Origin of the sequence: Sporolactobacillus nakayamae (assembly GCF_900113325.1) — a bacterium.
GTDB lineage: Bacteria > Bacillota > Bacilli > Bacillales > Sporolactobacillaceae > Sporolactobacillus > Sporolactobacillus nakayamae.
In genome coordinates this window covers 31,064-51,802 of sequence record NZ_FOOY01000013.1, presented here as the reverse complement: position 1 = coordinate 51,802, position 20,739 = coordinate 31,064, and the positions used below count along the sequence as shown (strand labels likewise).

Genomic DNA, 20,739 nt, shown 5'->3' with positions numbered 1-20,739 from the left:
TTGCATATTTTTCATACAAAACCCCTGAAGCCGGATTTTCAGTAATCGAACTTCAGGGGACTTCGTTTTTCTATTCATCTTTTATCGCTTGTTTAGTAAAAAAATGGCTTCTTCACTTTTACATCGCTCTTTTTCACAAATGCGATGCGATGATTGTAGGAGATTTGGTAATACTGATCGTTACCACTCACCACATGATAAGTTTCGGGCGCATTGAACAGCTTCGCATAATAATAATCGGATCCTACCGCTTTCTCTGCGACATAGAATTGTCCGGCAGGCATCGCGTAAATCGGCGTAATGCCGACAGATGGAATGGAAAATTTATCATAGGCAGCTGCCTCAGGATAAGCCGATCCGTAAACCGGAATCGAATCCGCACCTTTTTTCGGTGTGATTAGCATTCCACTGCTCGTAATCGTATTTGTGCCTTTCGGATTATAGAACCATGCCTTCTGGCCACCGAAGTCAATTGCTGTCCAGTCCTTCGTCTGGTCCGCCTTGAAATAAGAGCGGCCGGCAACTGCTTTATCGCCCCAATCATTAAGCGCAGTCGTTCCGTTCCCGTTTGGATGAAGAATCGGATCACTAAGCAGCGGCGCGCTGAAATCAGGCTCCGTGTACAGATATACAAAGTTTGCAGATTTCGGCTCGAGCGGCTCATTGTTGTATGTTGTTTCAGGTTTATTGGTCTGATAATCAGGATTAATGGTCACAATGCTGCCGCGTTTACTCGATCCAAGCGAATGGTTGCTCTTTAAAAATGGTGCGCCGAGAAGCTTGAAGTAATGCGCCCAATCCCAATATGCGGCCGGATCCCAGTGCATGCCGAGCTGACGCGTCGGATTCAAGCCGGGTACTTCCTCATGACCGATAATGTGCTCACGGTCTAGTGGAATATCATATTTTTTTGCTAAATAGTTGACGAGCTTTGCCGACGCTCGGTACATCGGTTCACTGTACCAGGTCGAGCCTTCGACCGCGTAGCCTTCATGCTCGATGCCGATCGAATGACTATTAATATACCAATTTCCCGCGTGCCATGCCACATTTTTTGGATCTACCATCTTGGTGATTTGTCCATCGGAAGAACGGATCACATAGTGCGCGCTGACATAGTTTTGTTGTAAAAAAGTATTGATCGTTCCTTCATAGCTCACTTCAGAATCATGAATGATGATGTAGCGAATCTCTTGACCGTCCCTTGGACGATTGGCAAGATCATAGTTTCCGTAATCACCGTCAGAATCGGAAAATGCTTTGTATAAGGCCGGAACGTTTTGCATATCGACTCCTTTTAGGCTGTCTCCATGTCCATGTTTCCGCTTGTGGAGATGAAGATGTGCAAGATTTTGCTTGTTGGGTTTAATTTGTTTCGCCGCAAGCTGTACCGTCCCCGCAGAAGAAAAATGTCGGACTGCGCCTTGATTAATTGTTTTATAGACCTGATTGGCGAAATCGGCCGCAGTATCGTAATCAGCAAATCCGCTGTACTTTGCGACCGCGCTGTACCACTTTCCAGGATCATGTGAAAGTTGTCCTGTGATCTGTTTCTGATAATCGGCGAGCAGGGCAGCTCCGCCAAGAATATTCTTCTCCGTGTCACTTTTGAGCGACTCAGGAGCAGTGCCAAGCAGTTTTGCCGCCTGATTCAATGTATTCACACTTTTCTCAGATGTTGTGCCCACATCCTTATTAACTTTATCACCTTTTGCAAATAGATCACCTGATGGAGCACTCTCGGTCAAATGCATCACACCATAACCGCCGGAGGTGCTTGGCTGGCCGTGGTGACCTTCCCATCTCGTTTCGTTGTAGGAAACCGACATCAGAATGCTAAGCGGCACGTGATAAGCATCGGCCGCCTTTTGAAATGCGTTTTGAAGGCCTATCTGATTACTATTCTGTGATTCGGCATGTGCCGGTGTATTCGTCATGCAGATGAAGATGAACAAAAAGAGAATCACTAACCATGAAACGAACTTATAGCGATTAGTAGGGCAAATTTGTTTGTTTACTTTCAAAGCATTCACTTCCTCGTTCATTTTGACTTAAACAATCACAGTCGGGCAAAAGTGGGCAAATGACGCGCGGATCACCACCTCCGAGATGCGTTCTAAAAAAAACAAAAACCAGCCTGAAGTCATGCCCAGGCTGGTTTTTGTCTCGGTTGATGAAGACAAAGCAGACGCAAATAGGATGTTGATTAACCATGTAATAACGCGCAAGCGGGACTCATCCCGGTTGCCATTTTCCCTCAGTTCCAGATGATTCAAGCGGCCGACAATGGGTAATTGTGGAATCTTGAAACTTGGACCAGTCAGGATTAAATTTAGTATAAAAGCGGCAACTATAGTTGTCAATATTACGAATATTCATTATAGAATGAACTATATAGATCCTTTTCAACTAATCTTTTCTTCCTATTTATTTTTGTTCCTACCAAATTACCGGACCAAACGAACAACATTTTTCCATATTACTCACCGATCTAGTCTTACCAAAATAATCTATATGCGTCATTTGTCCTAACAAGGCGTTTCTCATTTCTCATGTAAATCTTCAAAAAATTTTTTAATTGCAGTACAAACGAACCTCACTGAACACCCGTTTTTCGGCACTGATTGACGCGGTTCTACGCAGAATCAAGGAGCAACGGAATTCTAAAAAAAGTAATTGAGCAACTGTAAGTAAGAAAATGACCCTCGTGCTCCAAAACGATTCTTGGAACACGAGGATCCATCTTACCTGTACTAGCAAATACGACCGGTGGTCATTCATTGGGTAAACTCTATAATTGGCTCATTCACCGGCGATTGCGATCGATTTAATCGCTGCTTCGTTCAATCCGGTCAATTCACTGATTTCAGCATGACTCATTCCTTTTTGCAGCAGCTTCCGGGCAACCTGTTCTTTTGCTTTTCGTTCTCCCTGTTCAATTCCCTCCTGTTTTCCGCGATCATAAGTAGAATTGGGCCACTTGAGCACTTCTTCTTGGATTTCTTCCGGAAGTTTTTTAGCTTGATTCGTCAATTGATCCACCTCTTCCTTGTCTAATTGAAGATAGGTCTCGAAAAATCCATTGATCATGCTCTCACGCGCTTCTCCAAGATGCATGTTGATCATTTGCCTGATAAAAGCAAGTCGTACCTGCACACGTTCTCTTTTCGAGTAGTTCATCCTGCTCATCAGCGCGGCGGCGGCCGGATTATTGCTGTTCATAAATTTTCGCCAGTTCATTCTGGAAAGTTCGAGTTTCAAAAAATGGAACACGCTAACAACCATTAGATGAGGTACTTTTACCACGAATTCGTCAGATTCATCTCTAACTCCATCATAACTGAAAATGGCAATGGGTAAAACAGGTTTTCGAAATTTCAGATAGATCATGCTGTAATAGATATACATCCGTTCGGAAAAATCTTCTTGGTAATAATTCTGTGCTTCAAGATGGACAATCAGGATGACGTCTTTTTTTGATTTCAGCTTCGTTTCCGCGATAACATCTGCCCGTTTTTTGTCGCCTTCGACCATATCCGCGAACAGTTCCTCGGAAAGAAATTTTTTCTCGGAAAGATCAAGCGCCTGGTAAATTTTTGGGAAGAAGGCTTCGAGAAATTCATCAAAAAACTCGTGAAGCAGGACTTTAAAGCGTCGATCGTGGTCTGTAGACATAGGAAGCCTCCTTGCGAGGTATGTTTCGGTCATGGGAGAGGAATGTGTGACGTGAAGCGAATCGAGAAGAGAACAAACAATCGTATTTTCATAAGTATACCTTATTTTGAAAAATTGTGTCAATTACTTTGGAGCGAACAGTCCACGGTAAACATGATGGAAACTTGAAATCGATTGCGTCTTCCATCAAGCATATTTGCTGCATTCGAACTATTCATAAAGGCGATCCGTGATCAATTCACCTGTTAAAGTTGCCGCCGCTTAACTGCTGAAGGTTTGCCTTTTATGATGAAGTTTTCAATCATCTGCCAAGTTATTCGTTCACCTGCTTGGGATACGGTTTACCAAAGATTTAGTTATCCATAAGTCGATAGTTTATAATTTCCTAGGCAACAAAAAAGCAGACGATTATCGCCTGCGTGGTTTGCCTATATCCTCGTTGCTCATGCCTCATTTGTGTCCTTGCTTTTTGTGCAGCGCATCATGATTGACAACAAAATCCGGCTGCTCATGATTCATGAATTTACGAATATTTTCAACGGTAACGCGTGCGACGCGGGCAATACTTTCCCGCGTTGTTCCCGCGATATGCGGCGATACAATCAGATTATCCAAATCCGGCAATGCTTTGGGCGGCTCCTGTTCAAAGACGTCCAAAGCCGCTCCCGCGAGTTGTTTGCGGCGTAAGGCGTCGAACAAAACCGGTTCGTCGATCAGCGCTCCTCTAGAAATATTTACGAGAAAGGCAGTCGACTTCATCTGATCTAACGCGTCTTGATCAATAAGGTGGTAATTGGACGCATTGAGTGCTGTGCTGATCACGACATAATCTGCTTCGCGCAGAAGCTGACTCAGTTCAACGAAAGTCGCATTCAATCGTCCGGCCGCTTCATGATCCTGGTGATTTCCAAAAGTGATCACACGCATGTTAAAGCCCCCGGCATAGCGTGCAACCTTTTGACCGATGGAACCAAAGCCAATAATGCCAACTGTTTTTCCGTCAAGCTCATAAGCGTCACCGCTTGGCCACTCGCCTTTTTTGGTTCCGCGGTCCAGCATCGGAATCAAACGTGACAGGCTGATCATCTGCCCAAATGCCAGTTCAGCAACCGAGGTCGCATTTTCCCCGGGCGCGTTGCTAACCAGAATGCCCTTTTCTGTCGCATAATCCATCGCCACGTTGTCCAAGCCTGTCCCCGTCTTCAGAACATACTTAAGATTTGGGGCGGCATCAATGATTTCACGATCACAAGGAGCGATCGCCGTGATGCACACCTGAGCATCATGGATAGATTTCTTAATCAATTCTTTATCCAAGGTCTGTTCAAACATCAGACAACGGACATTTGCACCAATTGCTTCAAGCTGATCGACCATCTGTTGGTGAATCGGTACATACGACTTTCCCACACAAAAAAGAATCTGCATCGTTTACGCCCTCCCAATTATTCGTTGCTCTATTTTGCACTAGTGAGAAAGTATAAATCTTTACCTTCACCATAGGCTTAATGAAGTCAAGTTTCGTAACATTTTCTTATCAATCGTTTTTGTAATCAGCTATTAATATACCAAAAATGAACACGGGTTCCCAAGTAAATATTCTCAACTCTCCCGTACAAGGAAAATAACACAACAATACGGCAGGCGACTCACCTTCCAATCGGTTGAAAATCCGTGATTAACATGCTAAGTTAAGAACAATGCATAGAATAAGAAAATTAAGAAAGTAGGAACGATTACATGCAACAAGAACTTACAGAAACAATCAAAGAAAACGTAATGTCACTATTTAACTACCTACATACTCATGCGGAAATCAGTATGAACGAAGTGCGAACGACGGCTTTTATTAAAGAAAAATTAGACGCGCTCGGCTATCGAACGCGCACCTTTGACGACTGTCCCGGCGTGATTGGCGAAATCGGCAACGGGAGACCGATTGTCGCTTTACGTGCCGACATGGACGCGCTCTGGCAAGAGGTCGACGGCAAACTTCAGGCAAACCACTCGTGTGGCCACGATGCCCATATGTCAATGGTGCTTGGAGCTGCGATGATTTTAAAAGAGAGACTTGATTCATTCCACGGTACGGTACGTCTTGTATTTCAGCCGGCAGAAGAAATAGGTAGAGGCGCACTGGAATTGAGTAAGCGCGGTGTTTTGGACGATGCCGACTATTTCTATGGTGTGCACCTTCGTCCAATTGAAGAAACAAAAGACGGACGCGCGCGGCCGGCTATTCTCCACGGCGCCTGCGGTACCATCAGCGGCGTAATCGACGGTGAAGACGCTCATGGCGCTAGGCCGCATCTTGGCACGAATGCCATTGAAGTTGCTGCGTCCATCGTTAACGCACTCGGACATCTTCATGTTAATCCCATGATTCCAAGCTCGGTCAAAATGACCAACCTGCATGCAGGTTCCGCGACCAATATCATTCCCGGTCATGCCGAGTTCAGTTTAGATGTGCGCGCGCAGACAAACGAAGCGATGAATGAATTCAAGCAGAAAATCAAACAGATCGTTCAAGGCGTTGCGACAAGCTATGGCGTAAACGTTAGTCTAGACGATTCCCATGGCAGTCCCGCCGCTGTTTCCGCACCGGAAGCGATCGCTATAATGGGGGATTCGATTAAAGAGGTTCTCGGCGATGATCACTACGACCCGGCCGGTTTATCCAGCGGCGGCGATGATTTCCACCAATATGCCATCCGCACCCCTAAGTTGAAATCGACAATGCTCGGGCTCGGATGTGATCTTAAACCCGGCCTGCACCATCCCTATATGACCTTTAACCACGACGCCATGTACGACGGTGTACGGATTCTCACAACCGCCGTGCTTAAAACATTTGAACGCGCAGCAGATGAGGTGTGACCCCATTGGACGCTGATCAATCCAGACAATTGCTGCGAGAGGCGCAGCTCCTGCAGCCGCAATTAACCGAATGGCGGCGTGACTTCCACCAACATCCCGAGCTCGCATTCGAAGAGCATCGCACCTCCGAAAAGGTTGCCCGTTTTCTCCAAGAATCGGATCTTGAACTAACCGGACTTTTTGCAGGGACAGGGATCGTTGCGCGGATCAGAGGAAGCCAGCCTGGCAAAACAATTGGCCTTAGAGCTGATATGGATGCCTTGCCGATCCAAGAGCAAAATACATTTGGGTTTCGCTCCGTTAATGATGGCATAAGCCACGCCTGCGGCCATGATGCGCATACCGCCATGCTGATGGGAGCGATAAAGCTCTTGAAAAAACATCGCCCGGAGCGCGGCGACATCGCGTTTCTCTTTCAGCCTGCCGAAGAAGTCAGCAAAGGGGCAAGCGCAATGATTGATACCGGCGCCTTAAAAGGGATCGATGCAATGGCCGGACTTCACATTAACGCCGGAGTCGACCTTGGAAGAATCGCCTTCTCAGGAAAAGTCGGTTGCGGATCCACTGACTTCTTTTCACTGGCTATCATTGGGAAAGGCGGACACGCGGCGCATCCCGACTTGACGGTTGATTCAGTCGCGGTCACCGGACAAGTCATCACCGCGCTTCAGCAATTTGCCAGCCGCCAAGTGGACCCGGCAGACCCCGTTGTTCTGACGATTGCGACGATCCAAGGAGGCAGCGCGAACAACGTCATCGCGCCAAAGGTCACCATGACCGGAACCGTGCGCACGCTGAATCCCGAACTACGCCAATCCGCGCCGAAACGAATTGAGAAAATTGTCAAAGGCATCACCTTGGCGTTCGGCGCGGATTATAAACTCGACTATACATTCAGCGCGCCGTCCATCCTCAACGATGAACGAATGACCGCAATCGCGCAACAAACCGCTGACGATCTTCTTGGTATCGGTCATCGCTTGCAAAGCAAACCCAGCCTCGGCGGAGAAGACTTCTCTTTCTACACCGAGCATCTCCCGTCCGTTTTCTTTGTACTCGGCGCAGGCAGTGACGCGATTCCACGATACCCGAACCATCATCCCAAATTCACCATTGATGAGCGCGCACTGCCCTACGGATCCGCCATGCTTGCCGCGGTTGCCCTGAATTATCTCGAAAAAGATTAAATAAAAAGCTAACGCCTTCGACACTGTACCCCAGAGTCGGTGGCTTTTTTTGGCACATTCACGAAAAAATCCTATTATTACCCATATCGTTCATGAACTGGAATGTTATGAGCACATCACTTTCACCGAGCGAAAAAAAGAGAATCCTCCTCAATTGGAAGATTCTCTTTTTTACACTGTACGTGTGACGGCGGCTTGGCAAAGCCAAGTTTTCTAATGTGAACGTTACATCCATTGAATTACACTTACACTTCCGAGTTCGCTTGCTTCATTTCTTTGCAGCGTGTGACAAAATACTTAAACAGACCCAGCATCATGTCACTTCCTCCGGCTGTCATCGATTCCGGATGCCACTGAACACCGATCAAGCCATTTTCCTTCACATCAACGGCTTCGATAATGCCGTCAGCCGAAAAGGCGGCTGCCCGCAATCCATCCCCCAGCCGATCAATGGACTGATGATGGAGGCTGTTCACCATCACCGTCTCCTGCTCACCGAGGATCTGAAACAAATACGTGTCTTTCTCAAGGCGTACACGATGACTTACCTCTTTGCGTGACACCTTCTGAACATGCTGAATCGGATGATCTAATTCACTTGCAATATCTTGAATCAGAGTGCCGCCAAGCGCGACATTCATCACCTGAAGACCACGGCAGATGCCGAAAACAGGTTTTCCCTTCTTAATCGACTGACGAACCAATTGAAATTCCATTTGATCACGTTCCGTATCGAATAGGCCGCAGCCAGGCATCGGATCTTGATCAAAAAATTTAGGATTGACATCGCATCCGCCGCTAAGTAAAAAACCATCGCATAGTTCCATGTACTGATCGGCACATGAACCAGGAGCGATCGGCAAGATCAAAGGGATGGCGCCTGCCTTAATCAGTGCTGTACTATAATCCTTATGTGCATAGACACCTTCTGAAAAATTACTCAGTTTTACAAACGCACTGGTGATTCCAATAATAGGTTTTGACACCGCCTTGCTCCTCTCTTCGCCCACTGATATTTTTACAGTTTAATATAATGATTTTATATACCAATGTATCATTCACGTCAACGATGAACTTATGGCGTGTCAAGATCAATAGTTAATTCGCTTTTCTTCATTTTGCTTAAATACCGATAGATCGTTGCTTCCGATGTCTTGAGCTCCTCGGCAACGATACTAACAATCCCCTTGAGTAGGAAAATGCCGTTATTGTTCAGCATATGGACCACTTCCAGTTTTTCTTTCTGCGACATACGTTCTGAGGGAACGTCCATGCTTGAGACAATTTCTTTAACACTGCTGATCGCAATATCTTCGATTGAGGGGCTCAAATGTGCCACACGTTCTTGTCGTTTTTTACCTTCAATACGATCGATACCGACAAAATCGCCTAAGTACCGGATCGTCTCCTCCATACGTTCGAAATTAACGTTGATGCACAACAGGCCAATGATTTCATCACTCTCGTTACGAATAAAATATGTTGACGACCTTAGGACGGTTCCGTCGTTGGATTTCCCCTCGTAATTCGTGATAAATGATTTATGTGACTCTTTTCCTTCTTCAAGCATCTTCGGGATCAGACCAGTCAACAGCGATCCAATTTTGCGCCCGTTTCGTTTGGTGCTGTTGGTCGCAATCACCGAATTCTCCAAGTCTTGTACATCATGAAGAATGATTTCTACATCATCACCCATCACATCGCCTAGAAAGGAGACAAAATTCTTATATCGTTGCAATTTACTTGTGATGTTTGTCCCCCCCTTACATGATTAAGAAAAATACATAAGAAAATTCATTAGTACAGCTTATCTATGGGTATGCATAGCGAGCAGACCTTTAAAAGCGCGCACTACTTTTTCCGTTCCCTGTTCAACAAGCGTACGCGGAGCCGCAACATTCATGCGGACAAATCCGCACCCCGCTTTACCATACGTACTGCCCATTTGCAGAGCCACTCCGCATTCAACGAGCGCTTTATTAACCTCCTCTTCAGAAAAGCCGAGATCCGCATAGCTGATCCACATCAGATAGGTTGCGTCGCTATCCATACAGTGCAGCCCGTCAATCTCAGAGAGCTTTGCGCGAACATAATCACTATTCCCCTTCACATAGACAATCAAATCCTTCATCCATTGTTCGCCTTTTCCATAGGCTGCCGTCATCGCTGCGATTTGAAACGGATTGATTTCCGGATAGACCATAACCTTCTGCTCATGCTTGATTGCCGCTGCAATCTCAGGATTAAAGGTTAAAATATACGAAGGACCAATACCTGCCAAATTAAATGTTTTTGTCGGTGCCATTAAAGTAACTATGTTCGCGCATTGGTTCCCGGCCAGCAATGCGATCGGCTGATGCTTCTTTCCCGGAAGCACCAGATCCGAATGGATTTCATCGGCGATAATCGGAAGGTTATAGTTCGCTGCCAAGGCAACCACTTCCTGCAGTTCTTCCGCATTCCAAATACGCCCGCCCGGATTATGCGGAGAGCAAATAAGGATACACGACACATTTTCTTCATTAATTTTCCGTTCCATATCTCCCACGTTCATATAATAGCGATGATCATGAAGCTCCAGTTCGGAAACAACCGGAATTCGTCCAAGCTGATTAATTTGCTCAAAGAACGGATTATAAACAGGATTATGTATGAGAACCTTGTCTCCATTCTTCGTTAACACGCGCAATGCCAAAGCAATACTTGACACAACATTATGGTTGAAGACAATCGCCTCGCTTGGAACTTTCCATGCATAGTGATCGTTCAGCCATGTCTGAACAACTTGTTTCAGCGATTCCGGACATAAGGTGTAGCCGAATATTTTCTGTTCCAGACATTCCTTCAATGCATTGATGACACAATCCGGCGCGGAAAAATCCATATCTGCAATCCACATCGGGAGCAAGTGAGGCTTCCCGTAAAGACGTTCTGCCCCATCCCACTTCACACAATTTGTGTTCTCTCTCGCAACAATCCGATCAAAAATACAATCAGACATAAGGCTCACCATCTTCCTAGTAAACGTTCACGACTCTTTAATGAATTTTTTCAAAGTCCAGTTACCTTGAACAGAAAACAATCCCGCTGTTCACGAGATAAATTGTTATCATAATAATAATTTATTTATTATTTATATTTTCTTTCTTTTGTAAAAATAAGTCAACACCTTTTTCATAGTAATGGTCTTAATCATCGACCTTGTCTTGAACAGATATTTCTAGTTCACACTGGTAGGAAAGTATAAGAAAACATTTAAGGGAAACGAGTGTAAGCGGTCCGAAAAAACGCCGCGTCCTGCGGCTCATCGGACACTGGCCGTCCATGGCCGTCGCAACTAAGTCTTCGCTTTCGCCAGAGGCTTGGCGAAGCCAAGTTTTCTAACACTGATAAAAAAGTATAAAAAAATTAAAGATTCAAGGAAACGAGTGTAAGCGCAACTAAGTCTTCGCCTTCGCCAGAGGCTTGGCGAAGCCAAGTTTTCTAATAAATCATCTTGGTCCTTGATTAAGTAACGTGGCCGGAATAAAATAAGCGGATGTTTTCCGGTTATTTACACTCCGAAGCTTGTTTTGCAGGTAAATAAGGGTAATTTTTCCGCTTATGCACAGAAAAGTCCTCTATTTTCACGTTTTTCGATGTGATAAGCGGAATTTCTCCGTCTATTTAAGCTATTTTTTCATTCATTTTCTAAATAAGCGGAATTTTTCCGTTTATTTCTCATATTGGGCGCTAACCTGATCACCCAATCGAATCTTATGACCTTATCGTCGTACCGGCAAGCCAAAACGCTAAACTTTCTTTACTTACCAAAAGAAACTCGCAGAAGCTCGTACCTGCGTGCTTGATTCATCGTTATGTCTCTGTAGTCTTTCTAAACCTCTCCCTCTCCACTCTAAAAAAAGGGCATCTCAAAGTCCAAAACGGACTTCTGAGACACCCTCTTCATTTCTATTTATGCGCACACACATCAGGTTGCAGGATGGTCCCATTTTTCAAACGGGTCATCGATCACAATACGCTGAGCCTCTGCATCACTTGTTCCCGCGTACACTGTCATCCGTCCATTACTTCGGATCGCTCCACCGGTAAATACGACATCGCGGAGATCCGATCGTTTCGCCGGTCCCTCTAAAAAATCCTGCCGCGTCGCAATAATCTTTACAGGCGAATGGCGTCCTGTAAATGGATCAAGCGTAAAAATCATCGAATAATAATGACGATTCCCCTGGTGATCAAAATAAGCGATATGCCCAAGCACCCCCGCGTCGCCGTTCTTGAATGGATGAATTTCATTGGCGCCGCCCCACTCATCATCAGCAAAGTGCCCCTCAAGCAGTGGCGCACACTCAATCTTCGCTAGATCAAGTTCATCAAGTGACGCCAAGAGTACATAACCGATCTTCCCGCGCCCGCCTTTTTGGCCTTGAGGCCGCGTCAACACAAGAATCAATCCACTCGTCAACTGAGCGATCCTCAAATCCTTCATACCGATTGGTCCCTCAAAAAAAGGCTGCAATGATCGAATCGTCTCGCCCCGATAAAATAACGTCCGCCACGTCGCACGTCCATCGGCGCGATGTTCAACCCAAACACCGCCAAACAGCAGTGAACCGTCAATTCGTGTCACAAATGGATCCTGTAAAGGAAAAATAGGCATATCGTTCATCAGTCTCCATCCATTGTTCACTTCTTCAAAGAAACCGATATGAGACCGTTCGCTGTCCCGCGCTTCGACACGTGCGGCAATCACCCATTTCCCATCATCGTAAAAAGGAGCTGTGCAATTATAGACATCATTTGCACCAGCCCCCTGAAAATTCAGTTTTTCAACATCATGCACCACTTGGTGACCAGCCATGTACTGCTCCAGTAAATCCAAACATTCCGTAACATGCTCCATGAATCCGTGCCTCCCGAAATGATACCGCACTAATGCGACATCATTTCTACTATAGTCTTCTATACGCGCGAATTCATGTATTGGCACCGTTATTTCGCACAATTTATTTTTTCAAGACGCTCTGACTCAGCTTTTCGATCGCGGCATGCCGGTCATCGAAAGGAAAAATGGCTGATCCTGCAACAAATAGTGACGCTCCGGCATTAAAGCAGAGCGGCAGCGTTTCTGCATCGATCCCTCCGTCTACCTCAATTTGAACGGGAAGATTTAACGAATCAATCAACACACGGACAGCTTTTATTTTATCAATCATCGTGGGAAGGAAGCGTTGACCACCAAATCCAGGGTCAACCGTCATGATCAAGACGTAGTCAACATCGCGTATGATTGCTTGCAATGCAGAGGCAGGTGTTGACGGATTTAATACAACTCCGGCTTTTACACCTCCATCCTTGATCATCTGAATTGCGCGGTGCAGGTGTGTACACGCCTCACTATGGACTGAAATCATATCTGCTCCCGCCTCGATGAATGATGGCAGTAAATGAATCGGCTCCGTCACCATGAGATGTACATCCTGAGCGACTTTTGTTTCCTTTTTCAAAGCCTTAACAACATTGGCCCCCATTGTAATATTGGGAACAAACTGTCCATCCATCACATCGACATGAATGAACTCGACATCCTTTTCCACATCCCGAACCTCGTCTGCGAGATGCGCAAAATCAGCAGATAGGATTGATGGTAAAATTTTCATTGACCCATTTCCCCTTTCATTATATGTAAACGTTTCCTTGACGGATATGTTATGACGAATCTCTGAAAAAGTCAAAGATAACTCCCCTAAACATTCGCCCTTCACCAAGAAAGCTCCTTCAAAGATGACTCGTGCGTAAGGAATTAAATGAGCAGGCATAATCCATTCAAAATTAAAAACCGTTGAACGCTATAGCATGATAGCGCGCAACGGTTCTACATTAATAAATGGTTCTTCGTTTAAATAGTTTCAGCATGCGCCAAAACATACTGCTCTGCAGCCTTTGACCAAAGGCCATTATTCTGAACGAGAACTTCTTTCAGACCTGCATAAAATGGATCTGAGTGATCACCAGCGACAATTTCTTCCAGTGATTTGCGTGGCATATTCTTATGCGTATAGATCAGTTTTTTACCGCCCGGGATTGTCGGTAGAGTCAGCGTTGTGTCGGCAACATCATTCAGCCCAAGCAGATGAGAAACTACTTTCTCAACATTGACTTTCCGTTCTTCCACAAGTTTGATCGCAGCGCGCATATCATCGGTATTCCCTCCAGAAGTACCAACATAGTGTGTGAAGTTATAGTGCACATCATACAAATTGATTTCAGCAGAGAAGTGCTTATCCCGCGGTCCAGCAAAGAAGTTCAGGCAGCCATCTTTGGCGAGCAGAGACGATGCTTGTGTAATCACTGGTTTCACTGGAACAAGCGCGAAAATATCATCATAAGATTCATGATTCACAAGCGACTGGAGATAAGCTTCCTGATCCTCATAGTTGCTGATATTTACATAGTGAAGATTGATCCCATCTTTTTTAGCATCCTCAGGGGAATACAATTTTGCCGCAGCCTCAATCTTCTCATCTGAGAGATCGGTAACGACGAGATTTTTGGGATTAATCGGTCCATGCAAAGCATAATCGATTTGCAGCAGCCCCATTGGTCCCGTTCCGCCCATGATTAGAAGGTTTCCGCCTTCTTTAATGCCCATCTTATGATCATAAGTTCCTTCAATGAGATGATAATTAGCGTTAAATCCGCCGATCACACAGGATAGCGGTTCCAATAGTGAGCCTTCGAAATAGGTGTCGCCGTTATATTCCAGAAGGCAATCTTGTTCCATTACTTCTTTTGGAATCACTACATAAGTCGCATCTCCGCCTATATATGGGAAAGAGTAGCCAGGGCAATCCGGCCGGTCCGGAAGCTGTAGATTTGGCTGAATCGCAAACTTGCTGCCTTCTTCGAATTTATCCTTCCATTTGTCCCCGACTTTAACGATTTTCCCGCAAAATTCATGTCCGACAATAATTGGATTTTCTGCAATGTCATTTGGAACTTTCTTGTGATCAGCAGCTATTTTGGCTTCTTTCCAGGAAGACATGCAGATGCTGTCCGTCACAACTTCAGCAAGAATTTCATCACTTTTAATTTCCGGAAGCTCAAATTTTTCCAGTCTCAAATCTTCTTTTCCATACAGTCTTAGCGCAGTTGTTTTCATTTTTTCATTCTCCCTCTCATTTTTCATTTTTTCTCTTCATTTATTTAAGAATCCCTAACCAATAACCAAGGATGCCTACACCAAACAATGCGAAGATGAGCAGAATCGGACTAGCCTTCTTCTTGAGTAAATACATCATCAGCAGCGTGAGACCTAGAGCAAGTAAACCTGGACACAGCTGATCAAGAATTCCTTGCACGGTCATCGTTGACTTAACACCTGCCTGATTGGTCGTTTGCGAGATGACGACAGGAACATTGATTTTCGTCCACTTGGTAACCAGCACACCCATGACAAAGAGTCCGAGAATGCTTGCGCCTTCTGTCAGCTTGGTTAAGGCGTTTGAAGCCATGTCCTTCACAATGCCCATACCTGCGCGATAGCCATAAGTGAGTCCATACCATTTCAATGCAAGTCGGACCAAATTAAAACTAATGAAGAAGAGCAGTGGCCCGAAGATGCTGCCATTGAGCGCGAAGGATGCGCCAAGTGCGGCAGTAATCGGTCGCAAGGTGCCCCAGATGAGCGGATCACCGACACCGGCGAGCGGTCCCATCAGGCCAACTTTCAAACTATTAATTGCGCCATCATCAATCGCTTCACCATCAGAACGCGCTTCTTCCATTGCCGCAGTCACACCCACTACAGGACCACAGACTGCCGGAGTCGTATTAAAGAATGCTAAATGGCGTTTTAGTGCGAGTCTCCGTTCTTCATCCGTCTTATAAAACTTTTTGATTGCAGGAATCATGTCAAAACAGAAACCCAGTGCATGAATACGTTCATAGTTAAAAGATGCCTGTTGAAAATTAGAGCGAACAAACATATTAAATAAGTCTTTTTTAGTTAACTTTTTAACCGCTTCACTCATCGCCATCTCCTCCTAATCCTCAAGCATATCATCAGCGAGCGGTGCTGATGACCCTGCTGCAGTTGCTACTTGTTTTGGTTCCTGATATTTTGGATTGAGCTGTGTATAGATAAACGCTACAATCAGGCCGATTGCCCCAAAGCTGAGCAAGCTGAAGTTCAAGTACGATGCCAAGATAAATCCCAGGAAGAAAAATGGCATCAGATATTTTGCGCCCATCATATTGAGCACCATCGCATACCCTACTGCGACGATAAATCCTCCGGCTACGTTCAATCCTCCGGTGACGACTGCAGGAATCGAATTGAGAAGATGTTGGACACTGCCCGCATTCATGAAAACCGTCACCAAGAGCGCCGGAATGGCGACGCGCAGCGCTTGAACAACGAGCGCGGACAGATGCAAGAAATCCAGAAGCTTGAAGTTCAGCTTTTCTGCGGCACGGTCGGCAGCATGTTGGAAAAACACAGTAATTGTGCGGGCGAAAACGGTGAGCACTTGCCCTGCTGCCGCTACCGGCAACGCAATCGCAATACCCGCTTGAATGTTTTGATGACCGACAATAACAAGGATTGCTGAGATAATACTGGCCAGAGCTGAGTCTGGGGATTGAGCTGCGCCAATATTCATCCAGCCGAGTGCGATGAGCTCCAAAGTCCCGCCTAAAATAATGCCCGTTTGAATATCGCCAAGAATCAATCCGATGATTGTACAGGCAATTAATGGGCGGTGCGTTTGAAATTCATCCAGAACGCTGCCCATGCCGGCAATACAAGCAAAGATAAAGATGAGGATCACTTGATATAAGTGTATTTCCATCATTCTCGCCTCCTTTTATTTAGTCGAAGACAATCCTTCGATTTTTTTCATAATATCGATCGGGGCATCACTATCCACGACACGCAGCTCCAGCTTGACATCAAGCGCATTTAATTTTTTAAAAGCGTCAATGTCTTCCAATCCTAGTGAAACGGCCTTCGTTATTTGTGTCTTGCCCTCACGATAAGCCATACCGCCGATATTCACGGTTTTGATAGGAACATTTTGTTCAACCATTCGCAGCACATCTGTTGGATTCGTGAATAAATAGAAAACGGTTTCATTTTTATATACGGGATTAAAATATACTTTTACTGCCTTATCCACCTCGCATACATTGACCTTGGTTCCTGGTGGTGCTGCTTGTTTCAACAATGTTTTGCGAATTTCATCATGTGCCACTTCATCGCTGGCAATGATAATTCTTTTCGCATTCGCTTTTTTTACCCAAACCGTGGTCACTTGCCCATGGATTAAGCGATCGTCTATTCGAGCAAAATGAATAATCATTAGAAATCCTCCTCCTCCTGTTCTTTTAAAACATCCCTCAGCACTTTAAATGTTTCCGGTGCAACCTGCTTAAGCCACGCGACAATCTCCTCAAGAGTTTTTAAATTCTGATTAGAAACCGCCTCAAGGCAAAGTGGAAGACTGACGCCGCTGATCAATTCAACACCATCATGGGTCATCGCATAGGCTGCGGCAGCATTGTAAGGGCTTCCACAAAAAATATCAGTAAAAATTAATGTATCTTTTAAATGATTGTCATCAACTGTTTCTGTCAGTTTCTTTTTTATATCTTCCAAATTCTCACCTGGAACGAAGCGAACGGGAAAAAAATTGCTCACTTCTCCAAAAATCATTTCGACGGATCGTTTTAGCGATTCTGCAAGATCGCCATGAGCACAGACAACAATGGAGTACATGTAAATCACCTTCCCGCTTTTCGTTATCACGCCTGTTTTATCCTCTTGTTTTTCCACCCGCAATAGTATAGGTCGTGCCGGTAATATAGCTTGCTCGATCTGAACTTAAAAACGCGACCAGATCAGCAACTTCCTTCAACTTTCCATCGCGTCTGAGCGGAATGGATTTATTTGTGTATCCTTGACGGAGTTGTTCAACAGTAATGCCGCGTGTGTAGGCCAAGGCTTCTTCATACGCCGGAGTTCGAAGCCCGGTCTTTTCGAGAATACCCGGTGCAAGGCCAACAACTCGAACATTGTATTTGCCTAATTCTTTTGCCCAAGAACGGGTGAAACTATAGATTGCAGCCTTCGTCGCCGCATAGGCACTTTGCCCTTCCGAACCCTCTAAACCGCTTTCAGAAACCATATTGACAATGACGCCTTTGCCCGCCTTGACCATTTCTCTTCCAGCAATTTGTGAGCAGAGGAAAACGCCTTTTTGGTTAATGCTGACGATCTTGTCAAACGTCACATCGCTTAATTCAAATTTGCTGTTTTCTTCTTTTGGGTCAATTAAGAGTCTCGGTATATTAATTCCTGCATTATTAACGATGACATCAATTGTTCCAAACTGTTTTTTTGTTTCATTCACGAGATTGACAACGCTTGATCGTTCGGTAACATTCGTTGACACAAATACGAGTTGGTTATCTTTTGCCTTATCATAGAGTTCCTGTTCCGGTTCATGCAAATCCGCCAACACGACATGAGCATCATTTTCTAATAGAGCCTCAACAACTGCTTTTCCAATTCCTGAAGAACCGCCTGTTACAATAATCGTTTTCCCTTCAATGCCAAGCCATCCACTCATGATAAAACCTCCTACACTTAATTGGAATAAATGCCGTTTGAACATTTGTGATTCATTTGACCATTTGTGATTACGTTTTTAGTATAAATCATATTTATTTATTGTCAATTGTTATCATGTTGCAAATTTGTGAATGTATTTAAGCGCTTACATACTATATTTTACAAATTACTACCCTTGGAATATAATTATCTTATAACCGTATGCACATTTTCATATTTATTGACCATTTGTGCGAAATGAGGTGTTTCTATGATTAATGACGATTTAAAGAAAAAATATATTCAAATTGCTCAGTTTTACTATGAACAGAATCTGACTCAAAATGAAATCGCTCAAAAGACCGGCATTAACCGCACATCCATCAGCAGAATACTCAAAAAAATTCGTGATGAAGGCATTGTAAAAATCACGATCAACTACGATCTTAATGATCTTTCACTAGCAGAAAAATTAGAGAAACAATTTCATTTAAAAAAGGCGATTGTAATCCCAGTCGATCCGGGACAGCCGGCTTATGTTAAACGGACAGCCATCGGCCAAGCGGCTTCCAAGTTTCTTGATTCCATTCTTGAAGATAACGATGTGATCGGATTATCTTGGGGCAGCACGCTTGCGACCGCAGTTGAGGCACTCGATCCTACAGAGCTTCATGAGAATATCTTCTGTGTACCCATGGTTGGCGGACCGGCCGGTAAATTAGAAAGCCGCTATCATGTCAACACGATTTGTTTTCAAGCAGCAGAAAAGTTAAAAGCCCGATCCTTAATGATCGACGTTCCGGCCGTTGTTGAGAAACCGTCAATGAAGAAGGATTGGATGCAAACACATTATTATAAAGAGGTATCAAACATGTGGCGCAACATCACCATCGCGGTTGTCGGTATCGGATCAATCAACAGCACAGGTCATTCGACGTGGCGCGCCTTCTACAGTGACAGTTCCGTTGACCAATTCAAAGAAGAACATGTAGTCGGCGATATTTGCTCTCGTTTTTTTGACCATTACGGCAATGAAATTCAAACGCATCTTGCAGACCGAACGCTCTCCATTCCCCTTGAACTACTGCACAATACACGTTATACAATTGGTGTAGCGGAATCGGCAGAAAAAATCCCCGGAATCTTGGGTGCACTAAACGGCGGACATTTGAATGTGCTCGTCACTACCGACGAAACTGCGGATGGTTTGCTTGCACTTACCGAACAAAAATAATGACCATTAAAAAATGACGATTCATCTCCCCCCTTTTTTTCAAAACGAGAGATGAACCGTCATTTACGTTAAAAACGAACCTAATAATCCGTCTTTAGCTATCTTTTTTACTCTTTGTTCACAAATTAGTCGGAATTATAATAATTTATCGAAATCTCATCACCAATTTGTTCGTTTATAATAATAGGTGATTATCCCAATGCTATTTTTCCTACTCAGCACTAATTAATCCACTCACAAATTCTTTTCACTACCTCACCGAAAGGATGCTATCCATGACCTATTCTCAGCATTTGTGCCCGAACGAGCCAAACCCAGAAGTTGCTTTTCATCATCTGCTAAAATGCGTAGAGCCAATTATTCTTGCTATGGCAAAAAAACGCACCATTTTTCTCCACGAACCACTCATAAGGTTACTTAGTGATGCCGTTCGCCATGCAGATCAATCCTTTGATTGTTCATTGGTTCCGGATGACCAAGAACCAAACAGCTTTTTTCTAATCATGATTCAGAATGAAGTCGAGAAACAATTCGACGATTACGTTAAAAAACGAGCCAGAGAAGAACGACTTCATCATGTACTTGAGACGCATCTCGATGAAACTGTACCACGAATCAGTACTTCTGCCAAGAATAGTCACATTCAGATGCCTTTTCCAGCTTTTACTGAAACAGAATACACGCTATACAGGATGCACATCATTCATGGCTATTCACTCAGTCACATCGCCGAACGTCACCGAGTATCACAAAAAACTGTGCTTCATTGGAAGCAGCGAACGATTGAAGCACTGAGCAGACATTATATGCGTTCATCCAGTCATTCCGACAAGAATCGTTATCGATGAATCTATTTCCCCGGAAATCGTCACATAATCACATAGATGTATACATCTTCAAGCAAATTAGAAAAACCGGGCAAAAAGCGACCGGTCCTTACTTCCGCAGGATGTGATGACTTTCGCATTGCATACAGGACATATGCGTCATGAGCGAAAGTTCTTCTATTGTTAGCGAAGGTTCCTTTTAGTCGAAAGTTCCTTTGCTCCAAATACCGTTTTGAATCATCAACCTTGTCTTGAACAGACAGTTCTATTTCACACTGGTAGGAAAGTATAAGAAAACATTTAAAGGAAACGAGTGTAAGCGGTCCG

At 44.5% G+C, this 20,739-nt stretch carries 19 protein-coding genes; 4 read left to right on the top strand and 15 right to left on the bottom strand.

What is annotated here, in order from left to right; genetic code table 11:
• Positions 1-92: 92 nt before the first annotated feature.
• From BM003_RS09965 to BM003_RS09955, 3 genes are all read right to left on the bottom strand, one after another.
• Positions 93-2,024, bottom strand: a complete 1,932-nt coding sequence (locus BM003_RS09965; protein WP_245734193.1) for an N-acetylmuramoyl-L-alanine amidase — start codon at positions 2,022-2,024, stop codon at positions 93-95.
• A gap of 778 nt (positions 2,025-2,802) precedes the next feature.
• Entirely contained in the window at positions 2,803-3,675 is an 873-nt protein-coding gene (locus BM003_RS09960; protein WP_093672654.1) for an RpnC/YadD family protein, read from the bottom strand.
• Positions 3,676-4,125: 450 nt separating this feature from the next.
• The gene (locus tag BM003_RS09955; RefSeq protein ID WP_093672652.1) at positions 4,126-5,103 is read right to left on the bottom strand and encodes a phosphoglycerate dehydrogenase; all 978 of its coding nucleotides are present in this window, start codon (positions 5,101-5,103) and stop codon (positions 4,126-4,128) included.
• Between the two features lie 312 nt (positions 5,104-5,415).
• Here BM003_RS09955 and BM003_RS09950 point away from each other — a divergent pair, with 312 nt between their 5' ends.
• Together BM003_RS09950 and BM003_RS09945 are read left to right on the top strand one after the other, a co-directional pair.
• Positions 5,416-6,552, top strand: a complete 1,137-nt coding sequence (locus tag BM003_RS09950; protein WP_093672650.1) for a M20 peptidase aminoacylase family protein — start codon at positions 5,416-5,418, stop codon at positions 6,550-6,552.
• A gap of 5 nt (positions 6,553-6,557) precedes the next feature.
• Positions 6,558-7,739: a M20 metallopeptidase family protein gene (locus BM003_RS09945; protein WP_093672648.1), complete on the top strand. Its 1,182-nt coding sequence runs from the start codon at positions 6,558-6,560 to the stop codon at positions 7,737-7,739.
• Positions 7,740-7,984: 245 nt separating this feature from the next.
• Here the strand turns inward: BM003_RS09945 and BM003_RS09940 are convergent, their stop codons facing one another.
• From BM003_RS09940 to BM003_RS09890, 11 genes are all read right to left on the bottom strand, one after another.
• Complete coding sequence (locus BM003_RS09940; protein ID WP_177184740.1) at positions 7,985-8,725, bottom strand: gamma-glutamyl-gamma-aminobutyrate hydrolase family protein; 741 nt, start codon at positions 8,723-8,725, stop codon at positions 7,985-7,987.
• Between the two features lie 89 nt (positions 8,726-8,814).
• Positions 8,815-9,435, bottom strand: a complete 621-nt coding sequence (locus tag BM003_RS09935) for a helix-turn-helix transcriptional regulator (RefSeq protein WP_143128450.1) — start codon at positions 9,433-9,435, stop codon at positions 8,815-8,817.
• Positions 9,436-9,546: 111 nt separating this feature from the next.
• Positions 9,547-10,740, bottom strand: a complete 1,194-nt coding sequence (locus tag BM003_RS09930) for a MalY/PatB family protein (protein ID WP_177184739.1) — start codon at positions 10,738-10,740, stop codon at positions 9,547-9,549.
• Positions 10,741-11,709: 969 nt separating this feature from the next.
• The gene (locus BM003_RS09925; protein ID WP_093672640.1) at positions 11,710-12,642 is read right to left on the bottom strand and encodes a DUF1861 family protein; all 933 of its coding nucleotides are present in this window, start codon (positions 12,640-12,642) and stop codon (positions 11,710-11,712) included.
• Between the two features lie 103 nt (positions 12,643-12,745).
• Positions 12,746-13,399 carry a ribulose-phosphate 3-epimerase gene (gene rpe, locus BM003_RS09920; protein WP_093672638.1) on the bottom strand — a complete coding sequence of 218 codons (654 nt, stop codon included), beginning with the start codon at positions 13,397-13,399 and terminating at the stop codon, positions 12,746-12,748.
• A 239-nt stretch (positions 13,400-13,638) separates the two neighbouring features.
• The gene (locus BM003_RS09915; RefSeq protein WP_093672636.1) at positions 13,639-14,901 is read right to left on the bottom strand and encodes a zinc-binding dehydrogenase; all 1,263 of its coding nucleotides are present in this window, start codon (positions 14,899-14,901) and stop codon (positions 13,639-13,641) included.
• A 40-nt stretch (positions 14,902-14,941) separates the two neighbouring features.
• On the bottom strand, positions 14,942-15,772 hold the full coding sequence (locus tag BM003_RS09910; protein ID WP_093672634.1) for a mannose/fructose/sorbose PTS transporter subunit IID: 831 nt from the start codon (positions 15,770-15,772) through the stop codon (positions 14,942-14,944).
• 12 nt (positions 15,773-15,784) lie between these two features.
• Positions 15,785-16,585 (bottom strand): PTS mannose/fructose/sorbose transporter subunit IIC, encoded by an 801-nt coding sequence (locus BM003_RS09905; protein WP_281242894.1) that lies wholly within the window; start codon positions 16,583-16,585, stop codon positions 15,785-15,787.
• 21 nt (positions 16,586-16,606) lie between these two features.
• Positions 16,607-17,101 (bottom strand): mannose/fructose/sorbose PTS transporter subunit IIB, encoded by a 495-nt coding sequence (locus BM003_RS09900; protein ID WP_093672630.1) that lies wholly within the window; start codon positions 17,099-17,101, stop codon positions 16,607-16,609.
• On the bottom strand, positions 17,101-17,517 hold the full coding sequence (locus tag BM003_RS09895) for a PTS sugar transporter subunit IIA (RefSeq protein ID WP_093672762.1): 417 nt from the start codon (positions 17,515-17,517) through the stop codon (positions 17,101-17,103). Before BM003_RS09895 ends, BM003_RS09900 begins: the two co-directional genes overlap by 1 nt.
• A gap of 37 nt (positions 17,518-17,554) precedes the next feature.
• The gene (locus tag BM003_RS09890) at positions 17,555-18,370 is read right to left on the bottom strand and encodes an SDR family oxidoreductase (protein ID WP_093672628.1); all 816 of its coding nucleotides are present in this window, start codon (positions 18,368-18,370) and stop codon (positions 17,555-17,557) included.
• A gap of 252 nt (positions 18,371-18,622) precedes the next feature.
• Between BM003_RS09890 and BM003_RS09885 the strand changes: the two genes are divergently transcribed.
• Together BM003_RS09885 and BM003_RS09880 are read left to right on the top strand one after the other, a co-directional pair.
• A complete protein-coding gene (locus BM003_RS09885; RefSeq protein WP_093672626.1) occupies positions 18,623-19,585 on the top strand; it encodes a sugar-binding transcriptional regulator in 963 nt (320 codons plus the stop codon).
• A 275-nt stretch (positions 19,586-19,860) separates the two neighbouring features.
• Positions 19,861-20,433 carry a sigma-70 RNA polymerase sigma factor region 4 domain-containing protein gene (locus BM003_RS09880; RefSeq protein ID WP_093672624.1) on the top strand — a complete coding sequence of 191 codons (573 nt, stop codon included), beginning with the start codon at positions 19,861-19,863 and terminating at the stop codon, positions 20,431-20,433.
• 20 nt (positions 20,434-20,453) lie between these two features.
• Here the strand turns inward: BM003_RS09880 and BM003_RS17845 are convergent.
• Positions 20,454-20,739 (bottom strand): hypothetical protein (locus BM003_RS17845; RefSeq protein ID WP_218143239.1); only part of this gene is annotated, 286 nt, incomplete at its 5' end.